Raw genomic sequence first — 14860 nt, 5'->3', positions numbered from 1 at the left:
TGAAAGCCGCGTTCAGTTAACGCGGGAGAGCGTTTCGAAAACATCCCCATCCACCGGGACGTTTTCGATATGATGACGGTGCCACAGCGCATAGAACAGCAGCGTCCAGGCTTGTCGGGCGTGTCCGCGCTGCGTTGCTGTGGAGAAAAGACGTTCGACCCGATGCGCAGGCATAATGGCCTGAATGCAGGCCTGCTGCGCCACGAGAGGAGCCAGTCGTTTTGACTGCCCTTCAATCCAGGGCCCGACAGGAACGGTGAAGCCCTGTTTGGGTGCAAACGGCCGAGCCTGGGGCAACGCCTCCTGCAGCCAGCGCCGCAGAAGCCACTTGCCATACCCATCACGGACCTTGAACCGATCAGGCAAGGACCAGACAGCCTCAGCAACGACGGGGTCCAGCAGAGGTGTGCGGCCTTCAGCAGAATGCGCCATCAGGCAACGATCCAGCTTAAGCAGAAGATCGTTCGGCAACCATTCGGCAATATCGAGGGCCTGCACAGCAGGAAGTCCCGTCAAGCTCTGCGAAAATTCCATAGCTGCCAGTCCTGACCGCCATTGCCGTCCACGCCCCGGAAAGCAACGGCCGAACGTCCCTGAACGCCAGGGAGCTCTTCCGCCCCGCCACCAGGGTTTCAGTGCACGGCGATAACGGCCATATCCGGCGAACAGCTCATCCCCGCCTTCCCCGCTCAGGATCACCGTGACCTCTTTACGAGCCTCCTGCGCGAGGAACCACGTTGGAATGATGGCGTAATCCGCAGCCGGGTCGTCCATGCACGCCACGATGGCAGGAAGATGCTGCCAGACCATGGCTTCCGTCACGGTCAGGACATGATGATCGGCCCCGACCGAGGCTGCCAGAGCCGCTGCATCACTGGCTTCATCCGCCTTTCCACTATCAAAACGGGCGGTCCAGGTTTTGGGGTGCGGCAGGCCCAGCTTATGGGCAGCCGCAAGAATCGTGGAACTGTCTATCCCGCCTGACAGAAACAACCCGAGGGGTACGTCAGCCCGTAAATGGGCGTGAACGCTATCCAGCAGGGCTGTATCCAATCGACGAAGAGCCTGATCGTCCGTCAGATCGGCTGGAACTGGCGTTGCGGCTTCCTTGAGAACATGCCTGCGGCGGGACTCCACGATGCGACCGTCCACGATGCGCAGGGTCTCACCTGGAAGCAGACGTCGAATACCCGGAAAGATCGTTTTCTGGCCCGTCGTAAACTGGAGTTGCAGCAGTTCATCCCGTGCTTTCCCGCGTGCGCGACGAATACCGAAACCTCCGGCCAGAAGCGCCTGTGCCTCAGAGGCAAACGCTATACCGCCTTCATACTCCGCGATGTAGAGCGGTTTGATTCCGAATGGATCGCGAGACAGCACCATTTCATGCTGCCCCTGCTCATTCTCCACCGCTGCAATCGCATACATGCCACGAAGATCATGCGTATAGCCCGTGCCGTCCCTCAGCCAGAGAGAGAGCGGCGGCTCGCAATCACTACCAGTCTTGAAATAATTAGCTGGAAAGCCCGCACGAATATCGGGATCATTATAGATCTCGCCATTGGCGATCAAAGCTGCATGTCCTACGCGAAAAGGCTGCGTCCCCCCTGCAATATCGACGATAGACAGCCGCCGGTGTCTGAGCGCGGCCCCTGCGAAATCGAGACGTCCCTCACCGTCTGGCCCGCGATGGAAAATAGCCGCGGACATGCGCTCCAGCGCAGCTTGATCCGGCGTATGACCCGGAAGGCAGGACAGTCCCGCAATCCCGCACATCAGGACAGTCCCCCATCCAGAAACTCGGACCATTTGGCCATGACAACGCTCTCGGCAAATTCGCGCTCGAACCGGGCACGACCGTTCTGCCGCAAACGTCCTGCCAGCGCTGCATCCTCAAGAATGGCTCCAATCTGACTGGCAAAAGCTTCGGCGTCTTCAACAGGAGCAAGAAGACCATCTTCTGTTCCCGCAAGAATTTCCTGCGGCCCCTGAATGGCACTTCCGACGACCGGGGCACCAGCAGACAGACCTTCGATCACCACATTTCCAAGCGGCTCGATCCGGGACGGACAGACCATGACGTCACAAGCTTTAAGCCAAGGGCCACTATCGGCCACCCAGCCCGGCAGGTGCACACGATCCGAAAGCCCTTCCTTCCGGATCAGTTCTTCAAGCGCGACGCGTTCCGGCCCTTCCCCACCGATCACGAGATGCACGCCCGGAAGACGCGTCATGGCCCGGATCAGAACGTCAAAAGCCTTGTTCTCATGCAATCGCCCAAGTGCCAGCACGAAAGGCGCGTCTGAAGGCAGAAACTCCGGACGGGCCGGCTGAACCGAAGCAAAATCAGTCGCAAAATTCGGGACGTAATGCACACGGTCTGCGGGCCAGCCCTGCATTTTCATCCAGTCTGCCAGACCGCGCGTATTGCCGATCAGATGCTCGCAACGCCGGTAGTTAGACAGATCGTAATAGCCACCAAGACGCCCCGCCGTCCGCCACGGCCCTGACGGCAGTTTCCGGGCCGCACGGCTCATCCAGGCGACGACCACATCCGGCTGAAACTCGCGTAAACTTTTCTGAAGACGCGGCTTTGTGCCCACATCCAGCATGCCGCCAAAACGGAACGTCTGTGTCTCCACATTCGCGGCCCGCAGGCGTGCTTCACGCCCGGCATCGTGCCGGATCAAGGCCCGAACGGGGCGCTGATCCGCCGTCTGGGCCATAGAGAGACGCTCGAAGAACAGTTCCGCCCCCCCTCGCGCAGACCCGGCCATAACATGCGCCACTCTGGCTTTTCGTCCCGAAGAAGAAGACGGTGCCACAGGCGACGGCTGGGAAGAAATGCTCATGACTTCTCTATCGGCCATGCAGCGCGGCGCTTCAAGGTCAGGTTCGGAAGGCTTCAGCTTTTCCGTCCAGAATCGTTCGCGCAACTTCAAGGACTTTCGAAGCGGGAAGGCCCATCAGAGGCGCCTCTCCCTCTGGTCCGGGAGCCGCAATAGCGAAGGCATTTTCTCCAGATGGCGCATATTCTGACATGCGGGATGGCCCGAACAGACCAAGCGTGGGTGTTCCCGCTGCCGCAGCGAGATGCATGAGCCCAGAATCATTTCCAACAAAGAGCGCACACCGCCGCAGCAGGGCTGCAACTTCGCCAAGCTCCCGATTTCCACCGAGATCGAGCGCATCCGGCAGAGCCTCCAGAACCGGCCGTGCACGTTCTTTTTCCGCCTCTCCCGGCCCATAAAAGACTACCGGCCGTAGTCCCTGCGCACGCAGACCTTCAGCCAGAGCAACAAACCGTTCCGGCGGCCAGATCTTGCCATCCCAGTTTGCAGTTGGCCCCAGAGCGAGCCATTGTCCGCTCGGGAGAAACGTACGCGCCATTGCCTCCTGATGGTCGGACACACAGACACGCGGCATAGGCGTCTGTCGGCGTCCCAGTGCCTGACCAAGCTGCTCGACCTTGCGCCCGTCCCGACGCCCACCCCGAACAATCAGGCGACGGCGCGTTCGCAACGTAAGACTCAGCAGCGAGCCACGAAGATCTACCACCATGAACCATCGGGTTCTCACGCATTGCTGCCAGAGATCCAGCCAGTGGCGATCATGCCGACGCTTTTCCAGTGTGATGACGCGCTCACACCGGGGATCAGGCTCGAACAACCCCGCCGCAACCGGGCCGCAGACAACTGTGAAAAGCGCGGCAGGATAACGGGCCTGCAATGCTCCCAGAACCCCTGTCGAAATAACAGCATCGCCCAGCCGGTTGGACGTAATGAACAGAATTTTCATTAGTCGCGACGCCACACCGGCTCCTTGAGGCCGTCTACGAAAGCCGCATGAGCGGCCAGTTCTTCCGCAGTGGGGGGGGGCATTTTCCGGGGTGTACGATTGGCCAGAAAGTCTTCTGCCCCTGCGAGATTTTTGTTCCGCGATGGACCCGCCAGCCCAAGCCCGCGCTGACGCCCCCCCATCAGTTCGACATACACTTCGGCCAGAAGTTTACAGTCCAGCAGCGCGTTATGGGTGCCACGCTGGGACAGGTCGATGTTGAAACGACGGCACAGCGCATCAAGGCTGGCGGGCATCCCCGGATACTTCTTACGCGCCATTTCTACGGTATCGACCGCCCGACTGGCATAATCCAACGGGGCGCGGCCACACTTCTCAAGTTCAGCATTTACGAATTTGAAGTCGAAGCGCGCGTTATGGGCAATCATCGGAGAATCCGCGATGAACTCCAGAAATCCATCAGCGATTTCGGCAAATTTCGGCGCGCCCTCCAGATCCTCGATCCGAAAACCATGCACCTTTGTCGCTTCAGCCGGAATGTCGCGCTCCGGATGCACCATGACGTGGTAATGATTGGTGGTCGGCAGATCATCGATCAGTTCGATAGCCGCAATTTCGATGATGCGATCGCCCTGCTCCGGGTCAAAGCCTGTGGTTTCCGTATCGAAAAGGATCGAGCGTTTCATGGAGCCTCGCGCAGACGGTGCAGAAGAGCGCGAACCTGCCGGGCAGCAGATCCGCGGGAAAGGCCGGTTCGTATCACGATGTGCGCCCGGCGTCTGCGTTCATGGTCTGGCATCTGCCGGGCCAGCAGGGACCGCGCCTGCTCCTCAGTCATTCGTGTTTGTCCGCGTCCGCGCTGTCGGATGCGGCTCAGACGCGTCGTCATCGGGGCCTGCACCACCACCACGACATCGCAGTTTTGGTCCTCCCCAATTTCCATCAAAAGCGGAATATCCAGCATGCAGAACGGCTCTTTGCGCGCCCGGCATTGCCGCAGGAAACGTGCTCGTTCAGCGCGAACCAGCGGGTGCATAACGGATTCCAGCCGTTTCAGCGCCAGTTTATCGCCAACAACCGCCTGACGCAGGGCATGGCGATCAAGCTGCCCATCCGTGACGGTACCGGGAAAAAGGCGTGTAATTTCGGGGAGAGCCTTTCCTCCTGGCGCCTGTAGCCCGCGCACGGTCGCATCGGCGTCAAAAACCGGCACACCAGCCCGGCGGAACAGGGTAACAACCGTACTCTTCCCCGCTGCCATCCCGCCCGTGAGGCCAATGATTTTCATGATTCAGCGCAGGTTGGCAGCCAAAAGATTGAACGTCGCCTCATCCGCTTCCGGGTCAACACCGAACCAGGAACGGAAACCAGCCCGTGCCTGATGGATGAGCATTCCCAACCCATCAACCGTGCGCAGACCTTCCTTCTGGGCGGCTATCAACAGTGGGGTATCGCGTGGGGTATAAACAATATCCGTCACGCACAGATTGGCCCCGGCCTGACGCAGTAGCGGTTTCCAGTCGATATCCGCTTTGCCGTTCATGCCAAGAGACGTTGCGTTGACCAAAAGGGAACAGCCCGACAGCAGATTGGGCCAGTCATACCATTCCACCGCTTCCCCGCCCTTCAGGGCTGCAACCATGGCTTCGGCCCGTTCCATCGTGCGGTTTGCCACGATAACCTCGCATCCACGATCCAGAAGCGCCGCAGCAACTGCGCGGGCGGCTCCCCCTGCACCAAGGATCAGTCCACGGCCTGACAATGTGACGTCATGGGCCGTAAGATTGTCGCAGAAGCCCGTTCCGTCCGTGCAATCCCCGATGATCTGGCCATTTTCAAAGCGAACGGTGTTCACCGCGCCAGCCCGCCTGGCCGTATCCGTCAGGCGGTCACAGGCGCGCATGGCCGCTTCCTTGTGCGGAATCGTGACATTGACGCCCTGGAATCCGGCAGCAGCCAGACCTTTCAGGGCAACATTAAAATGCTCGGGACGCGTTGGCAGCGGGACATATGCGCCATTGACGCCATGCACACGACACCAGTGATTGTGAAGCAGCGGGGAGCGTGAATGCTCGACTGGCCAGCCCATGACGCCAGCAAGTTTGGTATGTCCGTCAATCATGCAGCCAGTTTCTCCCAGACCTGAGGCAGAAGCCGCGCAAGACGCGCTGCCCATTCCCGTTGTCCCGCCTCATCAGCGATAAGATCCTGCCGGAGTTCAATTTCCAGATACGGCAGGCCGTTCGCTTCTGCGTGACGGGGAACGGTGTATTCGTTGCTGTCCGTCAGGACATAGGGTTCATTGTCGCCCACACAGAGGTCTCCCTCCGCACGAAGCATTTCGATCATCGCCTGCGCCAGACGACTATCTTTATGATGCAGGATTCCGATCTGCCATGGCCGTTTTACGCCAGCCATTTCCGGCGTGAAGCTGTGGAGGGCGATGAGCGCCGTCGGGCGCCCTGCCCGCTCCAGCAGTGCTTCAGCGATTGCATCATGATAGGGGTGCAGGATTTCGCGTTCGCATCGGGCACGACACTGAAGCGGAGCGGCACTGTTGCCCGGAACAGGCGTTCCGTCACTGACATGCGGCATGGACGTCGGATGGCCCGGCGCGCGGTTACAATCGATGACGAGACGGGAATAGACCTGCTCGATCAGAGTTGAGCCCAGCCTCTCATGCAAAGCGCGTCCGACCCCGAGAATGCCAATATCCCAGGCGATATGCCTCTGCCATTCCGCCTCTTGCACCCCCAGAAATCCAAGCGTTCGGGGAACGGCTTTGCCTGCATGGTCACTGACCAGAACGAATGGCGAGGGCCGCGTTTCGGGAAACAGGAGGAATGGTGCCGGATCATCGGCGCCCAGCAGAGGAAGGGACATTGGCTCTTTAGTGTTGTTAACCTGCGAGAGCGGACAGAGTATGGCGGACTGCATCCGCAGACCAGTCCATATTCCCGATTGCTTCGGCCACGACTTCTCCCCTGGCGTTCAGCAGCAGGGAGCGTGGCACACCATGCAGAGACATGACGCTTGGTGTCAGATCCTTGAGATCCGCTGGACGAACCTGTTTGACAGACGCCACCAGAGCATCCTGATCCGCCGTTTCCATCATGACGGAAGACGTTGGATCCACCAGCAGAGGCAGCGCACCAATCTGATGGGCGTCATAGAAAGCACGGACCTTGGGGATGGTGCTTCCACGCACAGCCACTGTCACGATCTGCGGCCCGTCTGCACCCAGCGCCTTGGCTGCCGCATTCACGGACGGCAGTTCACGGATGCAGGGCGGGCACCATGTTGCCCAGAAATGCAGCACGAAGGGTTTGCCGAACCAATGTGACAGAGGAACGTCCTGATCCTGCTCGTTCTTGACAGACAAGGCTGGCAGAATACGCGGTTTGGTGAGAACACCAAAAGAATTCGGGACAAAAGGTATACCTTTGCCTTCCGCAGGCGCACTGAACGCGCGGGACGTCGCGAGAAGTCCTGCAGCCCCGGTGAGAGCCGCACGACGGGTCAATGAAAAAGCCATCCGTTAGATCCTGATATCGTCAGTGGAATAAAATTTCAGAGTTCGGCAAGAATATCGTGAAGCTGCTGGGCAGCATTTGGTGCAGACCAGTTGACCCCGCCCTCGGCCGAGGCACGCAGACGGCCTGATCCATCGATCAGATACGTCACAGGAATGGCAACATCGGATGTCTTGAGCCATGCCTTGTAGGCTACTTTGTCCACAGTCCACGCGGGAATATGCTTCAGACCCGCCGCATCCAGAAAGGCTGCAACCTTTTCAGGTGTCGCGCTGGCAACAGCGACAGGGATGATCGGACAGTCCGTTCCAAGGGACGCCATGAAAGCGTCCAGCTTTGGAAGCTCCTGCTTGCAAGGGCCACACCAGGTTGCCCACACATGCAGAAGAAATGGCTTACCGCGCTGAGCTTCGAGGCTTGTATTTGCGCCAGACGGACCGGATAACTGCAGAGTGACTGGATCAAGCTGCGCCTTGCCAGCTTTCAGGCTCTTCACAGACCGAAGATTTTCCTGCTGTTCCGCCCACGCTGCGCCTGACAGGGCCGCAGCAGTGCTGACACAGCCAACACCCGCGATAAATCCACGCCGTCCAATCGGGATTGTCATTAAAACACTCTCTTTTCTGTTCCCATTCCCACAACACCATCACTCTTTCAGAGCCGCAATCATTTTTCTGAACTGCGTGATCGCGTCCGGGGCTCCCCAGTCCATTTCCTCTTCAATAAACGCTCGCAGACAGCCCTTAAAATCAATCAGATAGGTGCTGGCGAAATTGAATTCACTTACGCCCAGCCACGCTCGGAAGTCGTGCCGATCTACGATCCATGGATCTATATGGGTCAGATTGGGGTTTTGGGAACAACAGCCACTGCGTCTGCGACTATGCTAGGACACGGCACCAGAAACAATCGGTTTTGGACGATCTTCGGCATGTGCGGAATTGCACAGGCTGGCCACGACAGGTAGGCTTGGGCCTCCTGAAAGAAGGGTTCGCCGGTCGACCTGCTTCTGTTTCACCCTGTTACGGTCATCATGAAAAACGTTCCTGTCGAAAAAGAAACCGATGCTGCCTCGAGCTTTGAAGGCACGGCTGCCAACCCGCAATGGGGTGGTCGTTTTGCCTCCGGACCGGCCGCCATCATGAGCGAAATCAATGCCTCCATTGGCTTTGACAAAGTTCTCTGGCGCCAGGATATCCGCGGCTCTCTCGCCCATGCCGCCATGCTCCAGAAGGTTGGCCTGCTGACGGAAACCGAGCTGGCAGAAATTCGGCAGGGTCTGGGTGACATCGCGCAGGAAATCGGCGAAGGACGTTTCGAATTTTCACCGGCTCTCGAAGACATTCACATGAACATCGAGGCCCGCCTGTCCGAGCGGATCGGTGAAGCTGGCAAGCGCCTGCACACAGCACGCTCACGCAACGATCAGGTGGCGACAGATTTCCGCCTGTGGGTTCGTGATGCGATTGACGGGCTTCAGGAGCAGACCGCGTCCCTCATGCGGGCACTTGCAAAACGCGCCCTTGAATATCACGCCACGCCGATGCCTGGTTTCACGCATCTTCAGGTCGCTCAGCCTGTGACGTTCGGTCATCATCTTCTGGCTTACGTCGAAATGCTGTCCCGTGACCGGGGCCGTCTGCGCGATGCCCGCGCACGCCTGAATGAGTGCCCGCTGGGGTCTGCTGCTCTGGCTGGAACGTCCTTCCCGATCGACCGCGCCATGACGGCAGCGGCACTGGATTTTGACCGCCCAACAGCAAACTCCCTTGATGCTGTGTCTGACCGGGACTTCGCACTGGAGTTCCTGTCCGCGCTCTCCTTACAGGCCATGCATCTCTCCCGTCTGGCAGAAGAAATCGTCATGTGGGCGTCAGCTCCGTTCGGCTTCGTCACGCTGTCCGATGCGTTCACAACCGGCTCGTCCATCATGCCGCAGAAGCGCAACCCGGATGCTGCTGAGTTGGTCCGTGCGAAGATCGGCCGCATCATGGGCAACTTTACCGGCCTGCTGACGGTCATGAAGGGCCTGCCACTGGCCTATGCCAAGGACACGCAGGAAGACAAGGAACCTGTCTTTGATGCGACGGAAGCCATGACGCTGTCCCTCGCCGCCATGGACGGGATGATTCGCGACCTGAAGCCGAATGAAACGCGGATGCGCGAAGTTGCCGGTATGGGCTTCTCGACTGCGACCGATCTGGCGGACTGGCTGGTTCGGGAACTGCGCGTTCCATTCCGGACGGCCCATCACGTCACTGGGCGCCTCGTCGGTCTGGCGGAGCAGCGTGGCTGTGATCTGGCGGATCTGTCTCTTGAAGATATGCAAGCCGTAGAACCGGGCATCAACGCCGGCATTTTTGATGTTCTAACGGTTGAATCTTCTCTGGCGTCCCGCACCAGTCTGGGCGGAACCGCGCCATCCAACGTGCATCAGCAGGCTCAGGCCTGGCTGGAAAAACTTGGAGACGCTGCATGAAACGTTTTCTGCTTGTTGGCCTGACCCTCGTAGCACTTGGCACCGGCCTGAGCGCGTGCGGAAAGAAAGGGGCTCCTCACGCCCCCGGCCCGGCTTCAGACATCACCTATCCGCGCAGCTATCCGCCTGAATAATGGACGTTTGCAGGGATTTGTGAAGGCGTGAAAAACAGCCTGTAAAAATCGGTAGATTTTCAGGAATGGAAATTCTCTTTTTGTATCAGTATGTTGTCAGGAAGAGTGTTCCCCGCGTAAGCGGGGATGAACCGGAGGCAGGCCGTCCGATCCCGGATGACACTATGTGTTCCCCGCGTAAGCGGGGATGAACCGACGCCGCCCAGCATTGTACCGATCGGGCCAATGTGTTCCCCGCGTAAGCGGGGATGAACCGTTTGCGGTTGCATCAATCAGGCCAACCGCTGTGTGTTCCCCGCGTAAGCGGGGATGAACCGACGCAGCAGATCAGGAGCTTCTCTTCCATCTGGTGTTCCCCGCGTAAGCGGGGATGAACCGGTCCACTTGGACCACTACAGGAAAAAATCATCGTGTTCCCCGCGTGAGCGGGGATGAACCGACGACAGGGGGCGTGTCGCCGTTCCGGGACAAGTGTTCCCTGCGTGAGCAGGGATACTCTCCGCTTGAAACGCTACGCCGCTTTTTCAATCTCAGACATAACAGGGTTATGGCCGCTCCCGGCGAGCGGTCACGATCAGCTATCCCCCAGCGCTTTGACCACTAGTGGGTGCTGCAGCACATTTTGTGCAGACCAACCCAGCGCGCGGAGGACACGTACCCCTGCTGCGCCGTCACGTTTGGAGAGCTTTTTTCCCTCCCCATCCAGAATGAGGGCATGGTGCCTGTAATCAGGTTCAGGCCATTTCATCAGAGCCTGAAGCACACGATGAACGGATGTGGCAGCGTAAAGGTCCTGCCCTCTTGTGACACAGGTTACGCCTTGTAGGGCATCATCATGGGTCACGCACAGATGGTAAGACACACCCGTGTCTCTGCGCCCCAGAACGATATCGCCAAATTCATCAGCGCGACCCGCAATCCGTCCCTGCCCGACTTCATGCCAAGACGGCACACCGTGAATTTCATTCAGGGCCCGTTCCATATCGAGCCGCCAAACCGGACTCCGCCCGTTTTCTGACGCGCCCGCCCTGCACGTCCCCGGATAGACAGCGCTCCCATCGGGGGCATGGTGTCCTGAGAACGCAGCGGCGATTTCGGATCGGGTGCAAACGCAGGGATAAAGTAGCTTGCGCTGCCGGAGATGATCCAGAACAGCCTTATAGGCATCGATGTGCTGCGACTGCTGACGGACCGGTTCAGTTGGCCACAAACCAAGCCACTGAAGATCCTGCCGAAGAGCCTCTGTCAGATCAGGTGTGCAGCGTGTTGTATCAATGTCCTCAATCCGTACCAGAAAGCGTCCCGACGGCCCCGCCGTTTGCCGCGCATGGAGCGCGGACACGACGTGCCCGAGATGCAGGTATCCGGTCGGGCTTGGAGCAAAGCGGGTTACAGGCGGAAGCGTCATCAAGCTGTCATCAGGGTTTTCTTGCAGTCTGGGGAGTTTACTGAAATAGTCGTTTCAAAGAAGCCGACGACGCATGTTTATCGGCGTTTGTCTTACTGTTTTCTACGCCGAAGTTTCCCGCATGTGCCGTCCTCTCGAAAAGGGATGCGCGTGGTGCCTGTCAGTAGTCAGCATTTTCCGGCTCTTGTTCTGAATGCGGATTTCCGTCCGCTGTCGTATTTTCCGCTCTCGCTATGGTCATGGCAGGAAGCCGTGAAGGCTGTCTTTCTCGATCGGGTTTCCGTTCTGTCTGAATATGAAGACGGCGTCGTTCATTCTCCAAGCATGACAATGCGTCTCCCCAGTGTGATTGCCCTGAAGGACTATATCCCCTCAGCCCGCAAACCTGCTTTCACGCGCTTTAATGTGTTCCTGCGGGACAATTTTTCGTGTCAGTACTGCCATGACCGATTGCCAACGCATGAACTGACATTCGATCACGTCATTCCCCGCGCCAAGGGTGGCAAGACAACCTGGCAGAACGTGGTGACAGCGTGCAGCCCCTGCAATCTCCTCAAGGGTTCCCGGCTTCCTAGCGAAATCGGCATGTACCCTCACCGGAAACCGGATCAACCAAGCAGCCGCCTCCTTCAGGAAAACGGGAGGACCTTCCCGCCCCACTATCTCCACGAAAGCTGGCGTGATTATCTGTACTGGAACACTGAACTGGAGACCTAAGCCAGCGTTCAGTGTCTCCACTCAGCAAGGATCACGTTCCATGCGTAAAAGTTTTCTGACTGCTGCTCTCGCCCTTGGCCTGTCTGTCACGGCCCTTCCGGCCTCGGCTGAAACGATCCATCTTTTCGGACCATTCAAGGGCGAACACGGTGCAACGGCTCCGATCAAGGGTTCAGCATCTGCGATGCTGGACACAACCAAGAACACTCTCACCTATCGCTTTGAAGACAATGGTCTGACAGGCCCCGTTACCGCAATCCATCTGCATGGGCCTGCCGCAGAAGGCGAAGATGCAGGCGTCATCGCACCGATCAATGGTCCCTACCAGACGCGCATGACTGGCACGCTGAACCTGACGGCCGATCAGGTGAAAGACGTTCTGGCAGGCAAGAGCTACATCAACCTGCACACCGAAAAATTCCCGGATGGCGAAGCCCGCGCCCAGCTCACAACAGAGCTGACCGGCCACAAACATCACGGCAATCACTAAGCCATAAAAAAGGCCTGCCCTTTTCAAGGCAGGCCTTTTCCTGTTCAGGGCTAAGCCCTTACTCCCACTCGATCGTTCCCGGCGGCTTGGACGTGATGTCGTAAGTCACGCGGTTGATACCACGAACTTCGTTGACGATACGGCCAGCGACACGGTTCAGGAACGCGAAGTCGAACGGATAGACTTCGGCCGTCATGCCGTCCGTGCTGGTCACGGCGCGCAGGGCACAAGCCTGATCGTAGGTCCGACCATCGCCCATAACGCCAACAGTACGCACCGGAAGCAGGACAGCAAAGGCCTGCCAAATGGCGTCATACAGGCCAGCATTACGGATTTCTTCCAGGTAGATTGCATCGACCTTCCGCAGGAGATCAAGCTTCTCACGATCAATGTCGCCCGGAATACGAATCGCAAGCCCGGGTCCCGGGAATGGATGACGGCCAACAATGTTTTCAGGAATACCGAGTTCACGGCCCAGTTCACGGACTTCATCCTTGAACAGTTCCCGCAGGGGCTCAACAAGCTGCATGTTCATGCGTTCGGGAAGGCCACCGACGTTGTGATGGGATTTGATGGTGACGGACGGCCCCCCCGTGAAGCTGACGCTTTCAATCACGTCCGGATAGAGCGTGCCCTGTGCAAGGAACTGCGCGCCACCAAGCTTTGCAGCTTCTTCTTCGAAAACTTCGATGAACAGACGACCAATCGTCTTGCGCTTGATTTCCGGGTCCTTGACGCCAGCCAGTTCCCCAAGGAACAGGTCAGAGGCGTCACGATGAACCAAACGAATGTTAAAGCGACCACGGAACGTCTTGACGACTTCGTCGGCTTCGCCGGCGCGCAGGATGCCCGGATCGACGAAAATACAGGTCAGTTGGTCGCCGATCGCATCGTGTATCAGCTTTGCAGCCACGGAGCTGTCCACACCGCCGGACAGACCGCAAATGACGCGACCATCACCAACCTGCTTGCGGATACGGGCGATTTCCAGCTCACGGAAGCCAGCCATCGTCCATGTTCCGCTGCAACCCGCAACATTGTGCGTGAAGTTACGGATTAGCGCGGCACCATGCGGCGTATGCACGACTTCCGGATGGAACTGCACGCCATACAGGCGACGACCTTCATCAGCGATAATCGCGAAGGGGGCACCTTCCGAATAGGCAACAGCACGGAAGCCCGGCGGAAGCTGCGTGACGCGATCGCCATGGCTCATCCAGACCTGTTCGCGCTTGCCGCGCGCCCACACGCCCCGGAACAGGGCGCAGTCTTCTGCGATGTCGATATAAGCGCGACCGAATTCACGGTGCTCGTGCGTTTCGACCTTTCCGCCCAGCTTCTGACACATGGCCTGCTGACCGTAGCAGATCCCGAGAACCGGACGGTTCAGGGAGAACACGATTTCCGGAATCGCAGGAGCGTTCTCATCGTGGACGCTGGCAGGACTGCCCGACAGGATGATACCGCGCGGATTGAACTCGCGGATTTTTTCATCTGTCGCCGTGAAAGGCCAGATTTCGCAGTAAACACCGCTCTCGCGCACGCGGCGGGCGATAAGCTGCGTTACCTGGCTGCCGAAATCCAGAATGAGGATGCGGTCTTCGTGGAGCGTTTCGTCGAGTTTCGCGACGGTGCTGGCGTCCTGCTGGGTCAATGTGATGGCCTCGCGTTCCGTGTTCATGGTGCCTTTTGATGCTCTCCTATAAGGTGTTGTGTCGTCTGCGTCATCCATTCTGCATCACAGGACAGGCACAACATGCGCCCAATTGCTCTTTTTTCTTTCTCAACACTGGCATTTCTCGCCGCCTGTGCTGCCCCTGACCCGGGGAAAGACCCCACAGGACGTTGGGTTGGTGCTCTCGTGACCGATCAGGGCACCTGCCCAACCGAACGGACATCCACGTTTGAAATCCGCGGCAAGACAATTGTTTTCACACCGGGGGATGGATCGCAGGTTCTGACCGGAACGTACCAGCCCGGTACCCATCATTATCATGCAGAACTCGCCAGCAAAGATACGAGCGGCCACCCGAGCCCGCTTGTTTTCAACGGATATCCGGTTGGACAGGCGATTGGCGGCACTTTCGGTTCAGCCGCATGCCGTGCTCACATCACCATGACAAGAAAGTAGAAATTATTTTCAGAGGGGGGTTGTCAGGTTCAGAAACCGCCTGTAAAACCCCGCCTCAAGACGCACCCGTAGCTCAACTGGATAGAGCACCAGACTACGAATCTGGGGGTTAGAGGTTCAAGTCCTTTCGGGTGCACCACACAGCTTTTCCTGAAAATCAGTGCGTCAATTCT

Annotated in this window: 16 protein-coding genes, 1 tRNA gene and 1 CRISPR repeat array; of the genes, 6 read left to right on the top strand and 11 right to left on the bottom strand. The window is 58.4% G+C overall.

The window, feature by feature from the left end; genetic code table 11:
* Positions 1–12 precede the first annotated feature (12 nt).
* Genes asnB through HKD32_RS10750 form a run of 9 tightly spaced genes read right to left on the bottom strand, consistent with a single transcriptional unit; the run spans position 13 to position 7935 of the window.
* Positions 13–1773, bottom strand: coding sequence for an asparagine synthase (glutamine-hydrolyzing) (gene asnB, locus HKD32_RS10790; RefSeq protein WP_061931709.1), 1761 nt, complete (start codon positions 1771–1773; stop codon positions 13–15).
* Complete coding sequence (locus HKD32_RS10785) at positions 1773–2849, bottom strand: glycosyltransferase (RefSeq protein ID WP_061931817.1); 1077 nt, start codon at positions 2847–2849, stop codon at positions 1773–1775. Before HKD32_RS10785 ends, asnB begins: the two co-directional genes overlap by 1 nt.
* Positions 2850–2886: 37 nt before the next feature.
* Positions 2887–3795, bottom strand: coding sequence for a glycosyltransferase family 9 protein (locus tag HKD32_RS10780; RefSeq protein WP_061931707.1), 909 nt, complete (start codon positions 3793–3795; stop codon positions 2887–2889).
* Positions 3795–4481, bottom strand: a complete 687-nt coding sequence (gene dnaQ, locus HKD32_RS10775; protein WP_061931705.1) for a DNA polymerase III subunit epsilon — start codon at positions 4479–4481, stop codon at positions 3795–3797. The genes HKD32_RS10780 and dnaQ overlap by 1 nt, the downstream gene beginning before the upstream one ends.
* Positions 4478–5083 (bottom strand): dephospho-CoA kinase, encoded by a 606-nt coding sequence (coaE, locus tag HKD32_RS10770; RefSeq protein ID WP_194257976.1) that lies wholly within the window; start codon positions 5081–5083, stop codon positions 4478–4480. The genes dnaQ and coaE overlap by 4 nt, the downstream gene beginning before the upstream one ends.
* A gap of 3 nt (positions 5084–5086) precedes the next feature.
* Positions 5087–5917, bottom strand: a complete 831-nt coding sequence (locus HKD32_RS10765) for a shikimate dehydrogenase (protein ID WP_194257975.1) — start codon at positions 5915–5917, stop codon at positions 5087–5089.
* Positions 5914–6678: an N-formylglutamate amidohydrolase gene (locus HKD32_RS10760; protein ID WP_194257974.1), complete on the bottom strand. Its 765-nt coding sequence runs from the start codon at positions 6676–6678 to the stop codon at positions 5914–5916. The genes HKD32_RS10765 and HKD32_RS10760 overlap by 4 nt, the downstream gene beginning before the upstream one ends.
* A 16-nt stretch (positions 6679–6694) precedes the next feature.
* Positions 6695–7330: a TlpA disulfide reductase family protein gene (locus tag HKD32_RS10755; RefSeq protein ID WP_194257973.1), complete on the bottom strand. Its 636-nt coding sequence runs from the start codon at positions 7328–7330 to the stop codon at positions 6695–6697.
* A 35-nt stretch (positions 7331–7365) separates the two neighbouring features.
* Entirely contained in the window at positions 7366–7935 is a 570-nt protein-coding gene (locus HKD32_RS10750) for a TlpA family protein disulfide reductase (RefSeq protein ID WP_194257972.1), read from the bottom strand.
* Between the two features lie 426 nt (positions 7936–8361).
* Here HKD32_RS10750 and argH point away from each other — a divergent pair, with 426 nt between their 5' ends.
* Together argH and HKD32_RS10740 are read left to right on the top strand one after the other, a co-directional pair.
* Positions 8362–9807 (top strand): argininosuccinate lyase, encoded by a 1446-nt coding sequence (argH, locus tag HKD32_RS10745; protein WP_194257971.1) that lies wholly within the window; start codon positions 8362–8364, stop codon positions 9805–9807.
* Positions 9804–9941 carry a hypothetical protein gene (locus tag HKD32_RS10740; RefSeq protein ID WP_023945348.1) on the top strand — a complete coding sequence of 46 codons (138 nt, stop codon included), beginning with the start codon at positions 9804–9806 and terminating at the stop codon, positions 9939–9941. The genes argH and HKD32_RS10740 overlap by 4 nt, the downstream gene beginning before the upstream one ends.
* Positions 9942–10046: 105 nt before the next feature.
* Positions 10047–10380: a CRISPR direct-repeat array (repeat unit 29 nt; unit sequence GTGTTCCCCGCGTAAGCGGGGATGAACCG).
* Positions 10381–10515: 135 nt separating this feature from the next.
* Here the strand turns inward: HKD32_RS10740 and gluQRS are convergent.
* A complete protein-coding gene (gene gluQRS / locus HKD32_RS10735; RefSeq protein WP_194257970.1) occupies positions 10516–11349 on the bottom strand; it encodes a tRNA glutamyl-Q(34) synthetase GluQRS in 834 nt (277 codons plus the stop codon).
* 144 nt (positions 11350–11493) lie between these two features.
* Between gluQRS and HKD32_RS10730 the strand changes: the two genes are divergently transcribed.
* Both HKD32_RS10730 and HKD32_RS10725 read left to right on the top strand, forming a co-directional pair.
* Entirely contained in the window at positions 11494–12066 is a 573-nt protein-coding gene (locus HKD32_RS10730; RefSeq protein WP_010502360.1) for an HNH endonuclease, read from the top strand.
* Between the two features lie 40 nt (positions 12067–12106).
* The gene (locus tag HKD32_RS10725) at positions 12107–12556 is read left to right on the top strand and encodes a CHRD domain-containing protein (RefSeq protein ID WP_034881215.1); all 450 of its coding nucleotides are present in this window, start codon (positions 12107–12109) and stop codon (positions 12554–12556) included.
* Positions 12557–12614: 58 nt separating this feature from the next.
* Here HKD32_RS10725 and guaA read toward each other — a convergent pair whose 3' ends face one another.
* A complete protein-coding gene (gene guaA, locus HKD32_RS10720; RefSeq protein ID WP_175266200.1) occupies positions 12615–14237 on the bottom strand; it encodes a glutamine-hydrolyzing GMP synthase in 1623 nt (540 codons plus the stop codon).
* Positions 14238–14312: 75 nt separating this feature from the next.
* Between guaA and HKD32_RS10715 the strand changes: the two genes are divergently transcribed.
* Both HKD32_RS10715 and HKD32_RS10710 read left to right on the top strand, forming a co-directional pair.
* Positions 14313–14687 carry a hypothetical protein gene (locus HKD32_RS10715; protein WP_010502357.1) on the top strand — a complete coding sequence of 125 codons (375 nt, stop codon included), beginning with the start codon at positions 14313–14315 and terminating at the stop codon, positions 14685–14687.
* A gap of 62 nt (positions 14688–14749) precedes the next feature.
* Positions 14750–14826, top strand: a tRNA-Arg gene (locus HKD32_RS10710).
* Positions 14827–14860 lie beyond the last annotated feature (34 nt).

The sequence above is a fragment of the Gluconobacter japonicus genome (assembly GCF_015244665.1).
In the GTDB taxonomy this organism is placed as follows: domain Bacteria; phylum Pseudomonadota; class Alphaproteobacteria; order Acetobacterales; family Acetobacteraceae; genus Gluconobacter; species Gluconobacter japonicus.
Note: the sequence above shows the minus strand (reverse complement) of the source record. Positions and strands in the feature narration are given on the sequence as shown.